The 14,198-nt window shown below is 40.8% G+C and carries 16 protein-coding genes, 1 tRNA gene and 1 pseudogene; 3 read left to right on the top strand and 15 right to left on the bottom strand.

What is annotated here, in order from left to right:
- Nucleotides 1-164 precede the first annotated feature (164 nt).
- A pseudogene (locus tag OPS28_RS09945) lies at nt 165-674 on the top strand (IS110 family transposase); the annotation flags it as partial.
- A 162-nt stretch (nt 675-836) separates the two neighbouring features.
- Here the strand turns inward: OPS28_RS09945 and OPS28_RS09940 are convergent.
- The 9 genes from OPS28_RS09940 to OPS28_RS09900 form a co-directional block, all read right to left on the bottom strand.
- Complete coding sequence (locus OPS28_RS09940; protein ID WP_265609299.1) at nt 837-1,982, bottom strand: serine hydrolase domain-containing protein; 1,146 nt, start codon at nt 1,980-1,982, stop codon at nt 837-839.
- A gap of 131 nt (nt 1,983-2,113) precedes the next feature.
- Nucleotides 2,114-2,377: a Txe/YoeB family addiction module toxin gene (locus OPS28_RS09935; RefSeq protein WP_265609298.1), complete on the bottom strand. Its 264-nt coding sequence runs from the start codon at nt 2,375-2,377 to the stop codon at nt 2,114-2,116.
- The gene (locus tag OPS28_RS09930) at nt 2,370-2,624 is read right to left on the bottom strand and encodes a type II toxin-antitoxin system Phd/YefM family antitoxin (protein ID WP_265609297.1); all 255 of its coding nucleotides are present in this window, start codon (nt 2,622-2,624) and stop codon (nt 2,370-2,372) included. The genes OPS28_RS09935 and OPS28_RS09930 overlap by 8 nt, the downstream gene beginning before the upstream one ends.
- Before the next feature lie 195 nt (nt 2,625-2,819).
- Nucleotides 2,820-3,227: a hypothetical protein gene (locus OPS28_RS09925; RefSeq protein WP_265609296.1), complete on the bottom strand. Its 408-nt coding sequence runs from the start codon at nt 3,225-3,227 to the stop codon at nt 2,820-2,822.
- A gap of 31 nt (nt 3,228-3,258) precedes the next feature.
- Entirely contained in the window at nt 3,259-3,858 is a 600-nt protein-coding gene (locus OPS28_RS09920; protein ID WP_265609295.1) for a hypothetical protein, read from the bottom strand.
- Nucleotides 3,859-3,971: 113 nt separating this feature from the next.
- Nucleotides 3,972-4,502 (bottom strand): AAA family ATPase, encoded by a 531-nt coding sequence (locus OPS28_RS09915; protein ID WP_265609294.1) that lies wholly within the window; start codon nt 4,500-4,502, stop codon nt 3,972-3,974.
- 121 nt (nt 4,503-4,623) lie between these two features.
- Nucleotides 4,624-5,205 carry a hypothetical protein gene (locus tag OPS28_RS09910; protein ID WP_265609293.1) on the bottom strand — a complete coding sequence of 194 codons (582 nt, stop codon included), beginning with the start codon at nt 5,203-5,205 and terminating at the stop codon, nt 4,624-4,626.
- 165 nt (nt 5,206-5,370) lie between these two features.
- Complete coding sequence (locus OPS28_RS09905) at nt 5,371-5,598, bottom strand: hypothetical protein (protein WP_265609292.1); 228 nt, start codon at nt 5,596-5,598, stop codon at nt 5,371-5,373.
- Nucleotides 5,595-5,774 (bottom strand): hypothetical protein, encoded by a 180-nt coding sequence (locus OPS28_RS09900; protein WP_265609291.1) that lies wholly within the window; start codon nt 5,772-5,774, stop codon nt 5,595-5,597. The genes OPS28_RS09905 and OPS28_RS09900 overlap by 4 nt, the downstream gene beginning before the upstream one ends.
- Before the next feature lie 246 nt (nt 5,775-6,020).
- Here OPS28_RS09900 and OPS28_RS09895 point away from each other — a divergent pair, with 246 nt between their 5' ends.
- Both OPS28_RS09895 and OPS28_RS09890 read left to right on the top strand, forming a co-directional pair.
- Nucleotides 6,021-6,992, top strand: a complete 972-nt coding sequence (locus OPS28_RS09895; RefSeq protein ID WP_265609290.1) for an integron integrase — start codon at nt 6,021-6,023, stop codon at nt 6,990-6,992.
- A 414-nt stretch (nt 6,993-7,406) separates the two neighbouring features.
- Nucleotides 7,407-8,744 (top strand): DUF2254 domain-containing protein, encoded by a 1,338-nt coding sequence (locus OPS28_RS09890; RefSeq protein WP_265609289.1) that lies wholly within the window; start codon nt 7,407-7,409, stop codon nt 8,742-8,744.
- A 60-nt stretch (nt 8,745-8,804) separates the two neighbouring features.
- Here OPS28_RS09890 and OPS28_RS09885 read toward each other — a convergent pair whose 3' ends face one another.
- The 6 genes from OPS28_RS09885 to glmM all read right to left on the bottom strand — a co-directional run bounded on the left by OPS28_RS09885 (nt 8,805) and on the right by glmM (nt 14,193).
- The gene (locus tag OPS28_RS09885) at nt 8,805-8,963 is read right to left on the bottom strand and encodes a YqaE/Pmp3 family membrane protein (RefSeq protein ID WP_265609288.1); all 159 of its coding nucleotides are present in this window, start codon (nt 8,961-8,963) and stop codon (nt 8,805-8,807) included.
- Between the two features lie 81 nt (nt 8,964-9,044).
- The gene (locus OPS28_RS09880) at nt 9,045-11,288 is read right to left on the bottom strand and encodes a putative bifunctional diguanylate cyclase/phosphodiesterase (RefSeq protein WP_265609287.1); all 2,244 of its coding nucleotides are present in this window, start codon (nt 11,286-11,288) and stop codon (nt 9,045-9,047) included.
- A gap of 200 nt (nt 11,289-11,488) precedes the next feature.
- Nucleotides 11,489-11,574: transfer RNA gene (locus OPS28_RS09875), tRNA-Leu, on the bottom strand.
- 5 nt (nt 11,575-11,579) lie between these two features.
- On the bottom strand, nt 11,580-12,002 hold the full coding sequence (gene secG, locus OPS28_RS09870) for a preprotein translocase subunit SecG (protein ID WP_265609286.1): 423 nt from the start codon (nt 12,000-12,002) through the stop codon (nt 11,580-11,582).
- A 10-nt stretch (nt 12,003-12,012) separates the two neighbouring features.
- Nucleotides 12,013-12,753 carry a triose-phosphate isomerase gene (gene tpiA / locus OPS28_RS09865; protein ID WP_265609285.1) on the bottom strand — a complete coding sequence of 247 codons (741 nt, stop codon included), beginning with the start codon at nt 12,751-12,753 and terminating at the stop codon, nt 12,013-12,015.
- Nucleotides 12,754-12,849: 96 nt separating this feature from the next.
- Nucleotides 12,850-14,193, bottom strand: a complete 1,344-nt coding sequence (gene glmM, locus OPS28_RS09860) for a phosphoglucosamine mutase (RefSeq protein WP_265609284.1) — start codon at nt 14,191-14,193, stop codon at nt 12,850-12,852.
- Nucleotides 14,194-14,198: the final 5 nt, after the last annotated feature.

The following is a 14,198-nucleotide window of genomic DNA, read 5'->3' as shown; positions in this document are numbered from 1 at the left end:
AGCTTTGTTTTGTGGTCGTTCGATTGAGCGATGGCTCCTCAGTTGAGGGACCGATAACAAGAAAGAACACCACAAAGGACTCCAAGCTCCACACTCGAATAGTCTACTGAGTTTCGATTGCACCGGTCACCGGACCGCATTATGCAAGCAAGAGTTAGCTTATTATGAATACAAAAACAAAGCAAAACGTTAACGTTGGTATCGATACGGGTAAGTTTCAGCTGGATATTTATATCCGCCCATTCGACATATATTTCACCGTCAATAATGATGAAAAAGGCATTAAAGAAGCCGTTAAAACAATCTAGAAATATTCACCCTACCGCATTGTTATAGAGGCCACTGGTCGCCTTGGAATGCCTTTTATTATGACATGGGCTAACGCTAATTTACCTTTTGTTATCGCGAATCCTATCCACGTAAAGCGCTTTGCCGGAGCACTAGGTCAACGGGCAAAAACTGATAAGCTAGCTGCACAACTAATTGCACATTATGGTGAAGCCATTCAACCCAACCTATCTCAGCTAAAGCCAGAAACGATGCAAGCTATGAGTGATTTAGTCGCAAGAAGAAATCAATTGCTGGTCATGCAAACGATGGAAAAGAACCGCCTTCAAATTCTGCCGAAGGGACTTGCTATGACCATCAAGCCTATATCGACGGACTTCAAAAATTAGATTAAAAAAATAGAAAGTAAAATCGTCAAACTCATTGAGTCATGTCCAGACCGTTTTCATTACTATAAAAGAAGAAACGATAAGGCCCTAATCTTAATACTGTCGGCATAAGTTAAGATTATCGCGGAAGAGCGCATATGTCAATTGGAAGATAACGCCTCAATCAGCCGACGCGTCAGCGGTCAGGTGAATTGACTTGTTAGCCACTACCGTTAGCGCATGTTTGTTCAGCTTGTTGACAAATTCTTCTGGATAATTATCAATATCATTTGTTGCTATAATTACAAATAGATCCTCACTAGGGTAATATTTAAAATCAGCGAAAGAGTAGCCATTGGAGCCATTGTGAGTTATTAACTTACTTCCCAGCTCAGAATTGGTAATTGCCCACCCATAGCCGTAATGGGAACGATCTCCTTCTTTGGCATGTGGAGTAAAGATAGTTTCCCAAGAATCCTTACTTAAAATACGACCTGCCCGCATTACTAGATACCAATTGTACATATCCGAAATAGTTGACATAAAACCACCTGCACCTTCCATCCAACGTTCACCTGGTTCGTCGTATAAATGCTTTAACGAATGACCTACACTTCGACTTTTCGCTTCAATTGAAAACAATCGTTGGAACGTATTCTGGTCGGCACCATAATTAATTGCCAATATCTCAGATTTAAAATTAGGAATACGATACCCCGTACTCTTCAAACCCGCAGGTTGCAACAGCTCTTCATTAATATATTCTTCCCAATTTTTATTAGTAACTGATTCAACCACTCTAGCCAATAGGCTATAACCAATATTTGAATACTGATATTTCACACCGGGGTCTGATTGTAACTTTTCCCGGAATGCCAACGAGGGAAATTGTTGATAATTGACGATATCATAAAGTCGATGATTAGAAAGGTTCGCAGGAAAGCCAGCAGTATGAGTTAAAAGGTGATGTAACTTTATTTTTTTCTTATCTTCAGGTACACCATTGAAGTATTTTGATATTTCGTCCTCTACAGACAAAAGTCCTTGTTCAGATAGTTTTATTATTGACGTAGCTAAAAATTGCTTGGTAATTGATCCAATATCGAAAACTGTATATTTATTAAATTTTGTTCCATTTTCTCTGTTGGAATAACCAAAAGCCTTTGAATATAAAACTTGCTTCCCATGTGCAATAAAAATCAATCCAGAAAACGAACTGTTTTGTAACTCATTGTGAACATCAGTGAAAAACTCATCCTCACTGGCACTAGCACTAGTCAGTTTACAAAATAATAAGAGTGTAACAAATGCCAGTTTTTTTCGCATTGAATTGATACTCCTTTGAGGTGGCTAACGCCCCCAAGAAGGAGCTATTGCACGCAGGCTATAATACGGAACGAAGTGACGGGAGCCTGCGTGTAATTGTCCCGTTTACTTAGTTTGTTAGCTGCCACCTACTAATAATGATAACGACACGAGATAATCGTAATTGCTGTATCATCTACGGCATATACCAAACGATTAGAATCATCTATTCTGCCAGACCAGAAGCCTGAAAGGTTTTCTTTAAGGGATTCCGGTTTTCCAATCCCAGCAAATGCAGAGCGCTTGACATCGGCAATTAGCTTATTGATGCGTTTCAAGGTTTTCTTGTCTTGTGTCTGCCAATAGACGTAACTATCCCAAGCTTCATCAGTCCATGATAATAACCTGTCACTCATCAATAAGTTCTCGGTGGGTCGTTTTACCCGCTTTAAACTGTGCAATTGAACGATTTAAGTGTTCAGCATTCGCTGGAGAACGAAGTAAATGAACAGTTTCCATAAGGCTGTTGTAGTAATCCAATGACATTACAACAGCATCTTCAGAGTCACGACGAGTAATTACAGTAGTATCCGCATCGTTAATTACATTATCCAAAACGGCTTTTAGGCCATTTCGGGCTTCGGTAAAAGAGACTATTCTCATTTTGCACCTCACTTGTACAGTATATGGAACAAGTTTAGTTTGAAACTAAGTACATGTACAGAATATTGTGCATTACTTTGTCGTGGCAGCTAACTTTTCAATAACGGGCGCATGCACGTAGGGCATAATGGCGAAGCCGCCCTGCGTGTATGCATCCCAGCGAACGAAGTGAGTGAGTTTATTGGCTTGTTATATTTACTTAACTTGTACATTCGTTGACTGTTCACTTCTTAAATTTGACATATTTTTATCAAAGTCTTTGGAAACGTTAGAATACCAATAATTAAGCAGCTTAGAATTACAGTTGCTGTCGATGATAGGTTGAATTGACTCCTCTGCCATCTTTTTAGTAAGTGCTGGGTCGCCGATAATTGAGTTGAATTTCTCGTATGATACCCGCGCTTTTTCTAAAGTTAACTTATTGATTTCTTCAACCTGCTCGGTCGTTAATGAATAGGATGTATTGCACTTTGAGTCTACCAAAGAAAACGTAACGTCATACATGTTCAGATTGCCGATATATCTAGCTAAACGAAGAGCTTGTGGATCTGCAAGAGCGCTCGACGTGATTGCGAGCAATAATATAGATAATGAATATTTCAACTACTGAACTCCACGTAAATATAACGCCCAGCTAATAGGCAGGCTGCTGTGTCGTGACCGTAGGGCACGGTGCAGCAGCCTGTCCTTGTTGAACGCTATTGTTAGATGCTTCTTTTGCACCATATATAAAAGCACTACCAACTAATGAAACGAAAAATATCATGGCAGCAAAAACTCTGAGTATGTTTTTTGTATGGTGGTAACCTGTTTTGGTAGGATAATGTTCTTCTATCCATGCCGATGTATAATTCTCATTCAATAGATCTGACTCAAGGCCTAGTAGCTTTCTCTCGAGCACGTATTCATCTCGATACTTTCTATATCTCTTATTGTCTTCATCTATTTTTCTATTTGTAACACCTACTACTAATGCAACTGACAAGCCTATCAGTACAACTAGGGTCCAGCCGGTATAAATTGCGTAAGAATTATCAATATTTCCGCTTATTACGACGCTTAATACACCACCATACAAAACAATTGTTGTAGTAAGAATTGCCTTGAGAATATCTACGGCATCTTTCTTATGTGCAATTTCTGACTGATGATAAGCCCTCATCCCATCGAAAGCTTCTCTCTTATTTGCTTCGTGTACAGCACTTTTTAGCTCTGGAGTTGTTTCGTCACTCATTGAGTCACCTGTGTGCATCTAACGCCGCAATATGGGGCGCATAAATGCTTGGCTAAAATTAGCGACGAAGGAGCGCAAGCCAAGCGTTTTGCGTCCCTTTCATGATTCCCTTGTTATGTGACGATACTTCTCTCAATATCTTTAGCTGATGCTTCAATGGACATCGTTGTTGTATCAATGTGAAGTGTTTCCACATTTGGTATATCAACTGAGAAATCAAACCTTTTCAAATAATCATCAAGATATTCTATTGATTGGATTTTATTGGTATTGTGGCGACCAGTATTGGTAACTCTTTTTACATGCTCCTCGTAGTCACATGTTAGGCGTATAAAGTTTGCATTAATACCTGACTCGCCCAAAAATTCTAATAGACCTTCAATAAAATAATTACTGAAAGGGTGGACATAACAAAAGGTAAAAACAACGCCTTTAACATTATTTTCAAAGAGTGTTCGAAAGGCATCTAGACAAATTTTACGTTGATACGCCTCAAAGCCATCGTTACCAAAACCAATAACGGCACACGCGACATCAAAAGCCAAATGTTGCGGAAATACATGCCAACCATTTCTTTTAGCAAGTTCACGTCCAACACTCTCTTTTCCAATCCCTGAGGGGCCATATATCATTGTGAATTTCAAATGAACTCTCCCTGAGTCACATAACTTTAAGCTTTGGGGCGCAGACGCGTAGGGCATAATGGCGAAGCCGCCCTGCCTGATAGCGTCCCAGCCTTCGTCAGCAGGCGACTTGATTTTTTTGTTAGCCACCGCCCGCCGCCATTACAGTAGCCCCAAGAAACACGGCTGGAACTATTACTACTGAATCTATAGCTATTGTCGCTGGAGTGGCTATTATTTTGCCCGCCGTTTCTGAGAAAGTAGACGGTTGTGCAACTGCTATTCGTAAGCTTTCTTCAAATTTTTCTAGTGGCAATTCGCCTTCCACAACATACCTCTGACCATTTACTTGCTCTGTCAGTCTGAAACATTTGAGGAGTTTATCTTTCCTGAAGCCAAGTGAAACCAGTTGTTCTTCTAATTCAGAGGATGGTTCATCACTTAGCAGGGTCAATGAAACGGTGCCTTTGATGGTGTTATCTTTCCTCAACTCGAAATCAGTAAATGTAGGATAAAATTCTACCTTCCTAGATAAAGCGAGCGCTTCTCCAAAATCTTTACTGATATCGAAAAGATAAGCTGTACTTGAGCCAGTTACAAATAGTTCGCCTGTGTCACTTTTGACATAAAACCCATCTACCAACTCCTGTTTATATTTGGGTAACCATAACGATGTTGTACAACCCGAAATAAATAGCAATATTGATAATAAAATTACTCTCATAAAACATCCTTTTTCAGATGAGCGATAAAAACTGTGTGGTGGCTAACCTTTACTTAACAGGCAAAAACACAGCGCTACAATCGCGAAGCGGCGCTGTGTTTTTGTCCGAGCCCGCCCATGCGGGCGTGTTTAAGTTTTTGTTATGTTTCATATGCTTAAAATTACCTAGGCTCTTTCCCAATCATTCGTATGGTCTGGAATACTTAATTCTGATGTATCTACACCTGCCGAATTCGAAAAAGTATGCCCGCCAGCAAGATCTTCTGCTGCCTGCCAAGCTTGCGAGTAACTACCTAAGCTTTCATTTTCAAAGACTGGGTGAAATTTTCCATCTGCTGACTGGCAAATATAAAAAGTACCAGCTCTGGTATTCCATTTAAACAGGGGAATCATTTTAGCTCCGCTAATATCAAAGTGAATTTTCTTGCTAATGAAGTGGTACTGAATGATTGCTCACGAGATCCACCACCGTCTTGGTAGCTTACTGTTCTTCCCGATATATTCATATTGTTGACGGGGAGATGAACTACAATTAGTTGCCCATCAATCTCAATTTCTTCTATATCCATTTTAAATAATCCTTTATGAAACATAACAATTTAATAAGGCGCAAATTGCGCGTTTTTCTACCGAGCATGTGCTCTTTTTTGTCCATAGTGCCATGATTTCAATGTTTCTTAAAGCCAATAGATGCCAAGGCTTTAAGAAAATTTACCTGATAATTCGTATGACAAAAACGCGCGATTGGGTCGTTTTCTTGAATATAGGGGAAAACCAGCTACAACTGTATATACATACACCCACATTTTAAAGCCATGAAAACAAAGTCTCCTTTCTTAAATCATATAACTGAGTACATGTTGTTTAGGCAGTATTCTCCCAGGACTGTGTCTACTTATTTGAAGTGGATCTCAGCATTTATTCACTTTCACGAAAAACGTCATCCCTCTTCAATGGGCGACAATGAAGTTGAACAATACCTTGAGCATTTGGCGTTGAAGGCCAATGTGTCACCGCGTACGCAAGCCACTGCACTTAACTCGCTATCGTTTCTTTATAAGCATATTGTTATGAACGAACTGTCTCTTAATTTGAATTTTGCCCGAAGTAAACGTCAACCCAAACTGCCCATTGTTATGACCCAGACTGAAGTGAAATTGCTTATGTCAAAATTGAACAAACGTTACTACCTTATAGCCGGCTTGATGTACGGTAGTGGTCTGAGATGCATGGAAGCAGTGCAACTACGCGTACAAGATATCGATTTTGACTATAAGTGTGTAAGGGTCTGGAACGGTAAAGGCAAGAAACACCGCATTGTTACTCTGGCTGCAGAGCTAATTCCATTACTCAGAAATCAAATAGCGCAGGTTGATGAATACTTGAAACTCGATATGCAGAATGAACAATACGCCGGCGTTTGGATGCCGCATGCGTTAGCAAAAAAATATCCCTTAGCGAATAAGTCGCTTGCTTGGCAGTTCTTGTTTCCCTCGCATAAACTCAGTGCAGATCCAGCAACAGGTGAGATAAGAAGGCATCATTTTCACCCTACTTGCGTCCGTAAAGCGGTTAAACAAGCTGTATCTGTATCCGGAATGACGAAACCAATAACACCTCATACGTTAAGGCACTCTTTCGCCACCCATTTATTACAGTCTGGCGCAGATATTCGAACCGTTCAGGCCCAATTAGGGCACTCTGATGTTAAAACAACACAAATTTATACTCATGTTCTTCAGCAGGGCGCTAATGGCGTAGTGAGTCCTCTAAGTCGTTTATTTTGATGGTGTGGTTTGACGCCGAAAATTCTTATTTAATCGAGCACATAGCAGATAATGAGTTTAGGCTGAAGCCTTCGATGGAAAATTTCGGTTCAGTTATGAGTTACTACATATGAGCCATTACGATTTACTTCGATAAAGCGATTAAATAGAACTGTTATAGGCACTTTTACTTTTTTTATGAGGTAAGCGTGTACGTGACACCGTGTAAGTCTCTTCTTTAGAAAACCTTAGATAAGTCTTAGGAGCGATCACGATAACGATGCAAATAGCATTATGCCTTTGCGTCCACGGGAGCGTCCCCTCTTCTCTTTTATTTTTTCAATAATAGCTTTTTACCCCAGCATTTTTAAAAACATAGGTCTTTTTAGGTAAATCAACCGTTTAAAGCATAAACTTCCATAGCCCCGCTAAGTAATGCGCTTTATAAAGTATAAAACTCGATTACGTACCATTTGGGAAGCTGTAAGCACCAGCTACTGGTTCATCCCTGTGCTGATGATGATAGGAATGTCAGCAGTATGTTTATTTTGCTTATTCATGGTACAACGCTCTAAATTACCGGAATTTGTCATTAACCTTATTCCTTTAGTGGAAGAAGAAGGCGCAAGACAATTGCTTTCTACTTTGGCCACGGCAATTATTACAGCCACAAGTATTGCATTTTCGATGACAATTGTAGTGCTAACGATGGCCACTGCTCAATTCGGTCCGCGGCTATTACGCACGTTTATGCTTGATAAGGCTACCCAGAGTGTTTTGGGTATTTTAGTTTCCTCGTTTCTGTTTTGTATTATTGCACTTCATCATCTTGCCGCTATCCGTGAAAATGCAGAAGCGCTTTCAATTATTTCTACGGTTACCTTTTTTATTGGGGTGGTCAATTTATTTGCACTAATCTTTTTCATTCATCATGTTTCGAATGCAATTCAAGCCGAAGAAGTTATTCACAAAAGTTTTGTTGACTTCAAAATGGATCTCCCCACGTTGCTTCCGAAACTGGACATACGGGACGAGGAGGAGCCTGTTCCTGAAAGGATATTACCAAATGCGCAATTTCAGATATCATATTTCTCTGAAGGGAGCGGTTACGTGCAGACTATTAATTATGAGGAATTTCTAAATTCAAAAATAAAAGGTATCTGCGGGTTTGAAATTTTAGTCAGAAGTGGGGACTATGTGATGCCCGGCGAAAAAATTGTAGTAATCCATTCACATTATGCATTGACTGAAAAAGATTTAACCTGTCTTAATGGATTAATTCTACTGGGTCATCGCAGGACGCCCGTCCAAGACCCTGAGTTTGCTGTTAGTCAGCTTGTGGAAATTGCCCTTCGGGCGCTTTCTCCTGGCATAAATGACCCCTTTACTGCAATATCATGTTTAGACAAACTAACATCGGCTTGTATATTAATGAGTCGGCGCCCCTTCCCGTTTGACACTATCCTAAATACAGAACACCAAACATGGCTGAAACGAAGGACCTTCTCACTAAGGGGCGTGATAGATATGTCTTTTGACCAAATAAGGCAATCAGGGAAAAATCACGTCGCAATAGGTCTGCATATTTTACATTGTTTGAAAAAACTTACTCATCATTTAAGTGACGAGCATAAGTCAATTATTAACAATCAAGCCAATGCAACGTATGAATTACTGGTTACCACAAACCCATCGGTGACAGATAGAGAAAAGATTGACCACTTAATGGTTAATTTCGATATCAAGAATACTGTTTTCGCTCATCGAAATTGAGCGAAAGAAAGGTTCAGGCGCGCCGAAGAAAAGTCGGCCGCGCCCCACGTACCAACTTAGTTAGCGCGTAGCAATGATATACACCGCATGTATAATACCTGGAATGTAACCTAATAACGTTAGAATGACATTGATCCAAAAGTGTTTACCTATTCCTACTTGCAGAAATACGCCTAAGGGTGGCAATAATATCGATAGAATAATGCGAATAATATCCATTTTAAAATCCTTAATTAGTCGGTTGTTATAAACTGTTCATAGCTTGCTTTAATAACTGAAAGCAAGATATGTGCAAGTTTTTCAGCTATTTAATTTCGGTTTAGAGGTTACGTTGAATTTGCCATCTCGACATTGTTTGACGAGCTCCTCGGCGCTCAAAGGCTTACTTAGAAAGTACCCCTGAGCATGAGTACACCCCCACTCTTTTAATAAAGCTAAGCTTTCTTCGTTCTCCACACCTTCCGCGGTCACTGCTAGCCTAAGTGCTTTTGCGAGCAATAATATTGTCTTCACAATCAGCTTATCGCTTTCATTTTTATCTAGTGTAATAATAAAACGTTTATCGATTTTTAAGGTCGTAAAAGTGAAATCCTTAATGTAAGCCAATGAAGAATATCCCGTACCAAAATCATCGATCGCAAGACTAAATCCACTTTTATGCAGCGCTGTTAAATTCCGCTTGGCTGCGTTCAAATCTGATAAGAGATCGCTTTCGGTAAGGTCTAATTCAATATCGGCTGGGCTAAAGCCCACTTCTTTTAGCAAAGGTGTAAACGACTTGATAAAACTTTCTCGCTGTATATCGTGGGAAGAAAGGTTAATCGCTATCGGGAAGGAGTAGCCAAGTTGACGAAACTCATATAACTCTATCAAGACACGCTGAATAACCCAGTCCGTAACCTTATCTATTATGCCAGCCTGCTCAGCTACTTTAATGAATTCATCTGGCGACACAACTCCTAGCTTTTTACTATTCCACCTGATGAGCGCCTCAACACTAGTCAATGCATTTGTTTCTAAATTGATTATAGGCTGGTAGACAACAGCCAGCTCATGGGGGCAATTTACTAACGCATTTTTCAGTTCTAACACTATCGAAAGGCGGCGGGCATAACGGACTTCAAGTTTGTCGTCAAATGCCATAACCCTTTGCTTGCTGGTAATGGCCTCATCAATAGTGATTCTGATTTTTTTAAACATATCAGCAACGTTTTCAACCTGCTGCGGACAATTAAGTGTTATTAGTGCCACCTTGACTGGAATGGAGAAATATTCAATTTCAACGGGCTGCTCTGCTATATGTTTCAACGTGTCTATTTGCTCTTCACTCAGAGCATGCTCCGGGATGAAAACTAATTCGTCATCGGAAATCCTAGTAACGGTTCCGGGCCATCGTAATAACCGTTGCGCCAACATTTGGAGACATTTATCTCCGCTCGCATATCCATAGAGTTCACTAATCCTTCTGATTCCTAATACCTTGATTCCAATTAACTGTAATCGGCGTTCGGCTTCAATAGAACGACTGATGGTTTGTTCAAGAAAGTTTCGATTATAGAGCCCTGTAACAAGGTCGTGAGTGGCTTGGTAAAGTATCTGCTCTTCTCTACGCTTAACGCTGTTTTTCAAAACCGATAAAGCTGAGTACAAATTTTTGATTTCAGACAGAGAATTAGGGGTAGGTTCCAGTTCAATATAATTACCTTGGGCAAGCTCGTCAGCGTGTTTTACCAATCGCCTAAGCGGTATATTTACTCTTCGTGAGACCTGCCACGCTAAGAGTAGCGCAAGCAATAACAACAATATAATCAACCCTAAAAGTACTTTTTGAAGTTTATTCACCATTTCGTAATATCCTGTGAACTCTCCTATAAGATAAATCGCAACTTCAGGATGAGGAACCGAGTAGAAAGCAAAAGGAGTTGAGACAAAAACCTTTTCGCTGTTCAAAAAGTTACTTAACCAAAGCCTAATGGGGTTGATATTTCTAATTGATTGTAGAGATATGTCCGAGAGATGGTTTGAAGAAAATAGAATAGCGCCATTCGATTGATACTGAAAAATAACACCTACTTTGTGTTCAGTAATCAAAGTATTGAAGTACCCTTTAGTGATGGGTTCGCGTGCAGTGACAGTTACAGCATCATTCACCTTGATAGAAACGGTTAGAAAAACCTGATCTTGATATTTCTCTACATGATAGGTTAATGGCATAAGTAATTCTGTGGAGGACACGCTAAATCGGGTTCCCTTCCGATCACTAAAGCGCTGAGCAGCATCCGCTAAGTTTTGAAAATTTTTACTTTCTAAAGCTTTTCTAAATGAGGGTTGTCGAAGTAGCTCAATCGACTGCTGATGCAGCGTTTCAGCAGATTGCTGAATAATTTTGTGAAACTGATCTTTCGCTATTTGAAATGTATGCTGTTGATGTCTTTCTATTAAACCATTACTTAAAAACCAAATAGCGGGAAGAAATACGACACCAATAAGCAATACCCCTCCTACCATAACATTAGTGAGAATTTGCCTAATCGATGTGTGCATAGAGGAGAAACTGCCGTATAAACTGATAAAGACAAAGTTTGATACCGCGTTTTATAGAGAACTGATCAGATTAAAAGGATGAGTTGCGTATTCCATAACTGGAAAAAGGTTATTTTTGAACTAGGTGAAATACCCACTACAAATTCATGTTTTCGATCGCCAAAAATAGAAAAAGCTGCGGTTAAGCAGCTTTTTTTATTTGGTGCGGAAGGCGGGACTTGAACCCGCACGAGCTATGCTCACCACCCCCTCAAGATGGCGTGTCTACCAATTCCACCACTTCCGCGAATATTATTTGTCGCCCTTTTCTTTTTCGTTAGTCTCAGTAACTGGAACATCAGACACCGTCTGGTTTCCTACTGGCACATCTGAATCCGCCGGCTGTGTAGCCATGCTATCGCTTGGTATATCTTCAGCGATCACTGATTCTGATTGCGTGGCGGGCACTTCCAGATTGTTCCATTCATCTTCAGCAGATTCGCGATTCGCAGAAAGGTTGCCTAGAATTAAACTAATAAGAAAAAACAACGTTGCCAACACCCCCGTTGTTCGAGTCATAAAGTTACCAGATCCACTTGACCCGAATACAGTGTTGGAACCACCTGCACCAAAAGATGCTCCCATACCCGCACCTTTACCCTGCTGGATCAGAACAAATCCAATCAGCATAAGTGCAACGATCAGGTACGAAACTAACAGCACTTCGTATAACATAAATACCTCGTCAGTTTGCCGCTCGGCAAATTGCTATAAAATCTTCGACTTTCAAACTGGCGCCACCTATTAGGCCACCATCAACATCAGGTTGAGAAAATAACTGTTTTGCGTTGTCAGCCTTAACACTGCCACCGTATAGCAGCCGTATACCTTCCCCTAATTCCTCAGCATGAGCATTCAATGTGCGGCGAATAAATGCGTGCACTTCTTGAGCTTGTTGAGGCGTTGCCGTTTTACCTGTTCCAATAGCCCAAATAGGCTCATAGGCAATAACGCATTGTTTCATCGCATCAACACTTAACAATTCGGTTAACGCTTTTAACTGTTCGGCAATATAGGGTTCAACTGTCTCTTGCTCGCGAATATTTAACGGTTCGCCCACACATACTATAGGTGTTAATCCACCTTCAACCGCATTCTTTGCTTTTTGCGCAACTAATTTACTGCTTTCTTGTTGCGACTCTCTACGCTCAGAATGTCCCACTATTACATAGTCGGCGCCAACTTCTTTGAGCATACTAACCGATAGTTCACCAGTATGCGCTCCATTTTGAAGATGGCTCACGTTTTGCGCACCAAGACTAAAATCATGGTCCGAAAACAGCGGTAGATATACAGATGGAGGACAAATTACCACCGCGCATGAAAGCGCTTGGGTTTTTAACTCTTTAGAAAATTGGTTGACCAAATCCTGATCACCGTTCATTTTCCAATTTCCAGCCACCATAGGTACGCGGTTGTGTTCCATTACTGTTTCAGCCTTAGCCCTATTAAAGCGGGCGTGATATTAACGATTTCGGGATGAATATACAAGCAAAAATACGCATTTACATTCACTTGCAACTTAACCGGTTACTTTACGCACAGCATCAGCAATACTCTCGGACCACTTAATAGATGCCATTTCATCTTCAGCCTCGACCATGACACGGATTAATGGTTCTGTACCACTTTTACGTAACAATACCCTACCGGTCTTGCCAAGCGCTTTTTCTGCTTCCTTTTTTGCCGCTTTAACGTTGTCGTTCTCAAGCGGGTTATCACCGCCCGGTCCAAAACGCACATTGACCAGTTGTTGAGGATACTTTTCAAATCCGCTGCTTAAGGCATGCAAATCCATATTTGACCTTACCATTGCAATAAGTACCTGCAATCCTGCAACAATACCATCCCCTGTTGAGGAAGCATTTAGGTTCAATACATGGCCTGAATTTTCGCCACCAATAGTCCAGCCTTTTTGCTGAAGTAGCTCCATAACATAACGATCACCAACTTTACTTCTAGCAAAGGGAACACCGAGTTTATTAAGGGCATTTTCAAGACCAAGATTACTCATCAGTGTGCCGACGACGCCGCCTTGCATTCTTCCATTTTTAAGCGCATCTCTTGCAATCATGAAAATAATTTGGTCACCATCAATAATGTTACCAATATTATCAACCATCATGATCCGGTCGCCATCCCCATCAAGCGCAAAACCTAAATCTGCACCCGTCTCGAGTACTTTATCAACCAGCGACTGAAGCGATGTCGCTCCCACCCCCTCATTAATATTCAGACCATTGGGCGTTGTACCGATTTCGATAACTTCAGCGCCTAGTTCACTCAGTACATTGGGCGCAATATGATATGTAGCGCCATGAGCGCAATCGACAACTATTTTTAAACCGTGAAGTGATAGTTCTGAAGGGAACGTAGCTTTACAAAACTCAATATAACGTCCTGCCGCATCGCTGATGCGAGTTGCTTTTCCCAATTTGTTTGACGCAACGCACGTCATGGGCTGGTCCATCATATCTTCAATTGCTAGTTCAATATCGTCGTCTAATTTGAACCCATCAGAAGAGAAAAACTTTATCCCATTATCGTAATATGGATTATGTGAAGCGCTGATAACAATCCCCGCTTCGGAACGAAAAGTTTTTGTAAGATACGCAATCGCCGGTGTAGGCATAGGACCTAATAGGCCTATATTGATACCCGCTGCAGATAATCCTGCTTCCAAGGCCGATTCCAGCATATAGCCAGAAATCCTTGTATCTTTGCCAATCAACACCTTATTCGTGCCTCGGCCCGCCAGCACCTTACCAGCTGCCCAACCAAGTTTAGTGACAAACTCAGGATTGATAGTGCTCTCTCCTACTTTTCCTCGGATGCCATCAGTACCAAAGTATTTACGTTGTCCCATCTGGG

Source organism: Alteromonas sp. ASW11-130 (assembly GCF_026183735.1).
Classification (GTDB): Bacteria; Pseudomonadota; Gammaproteobacteria; order Enterobacterales; family Alteromonadaceae; genus Alteromonas.
Note: the sequence above shows the minus strand (reverse complement) of the source record. Positions and strands in the feature narration are given on the sequence as shown.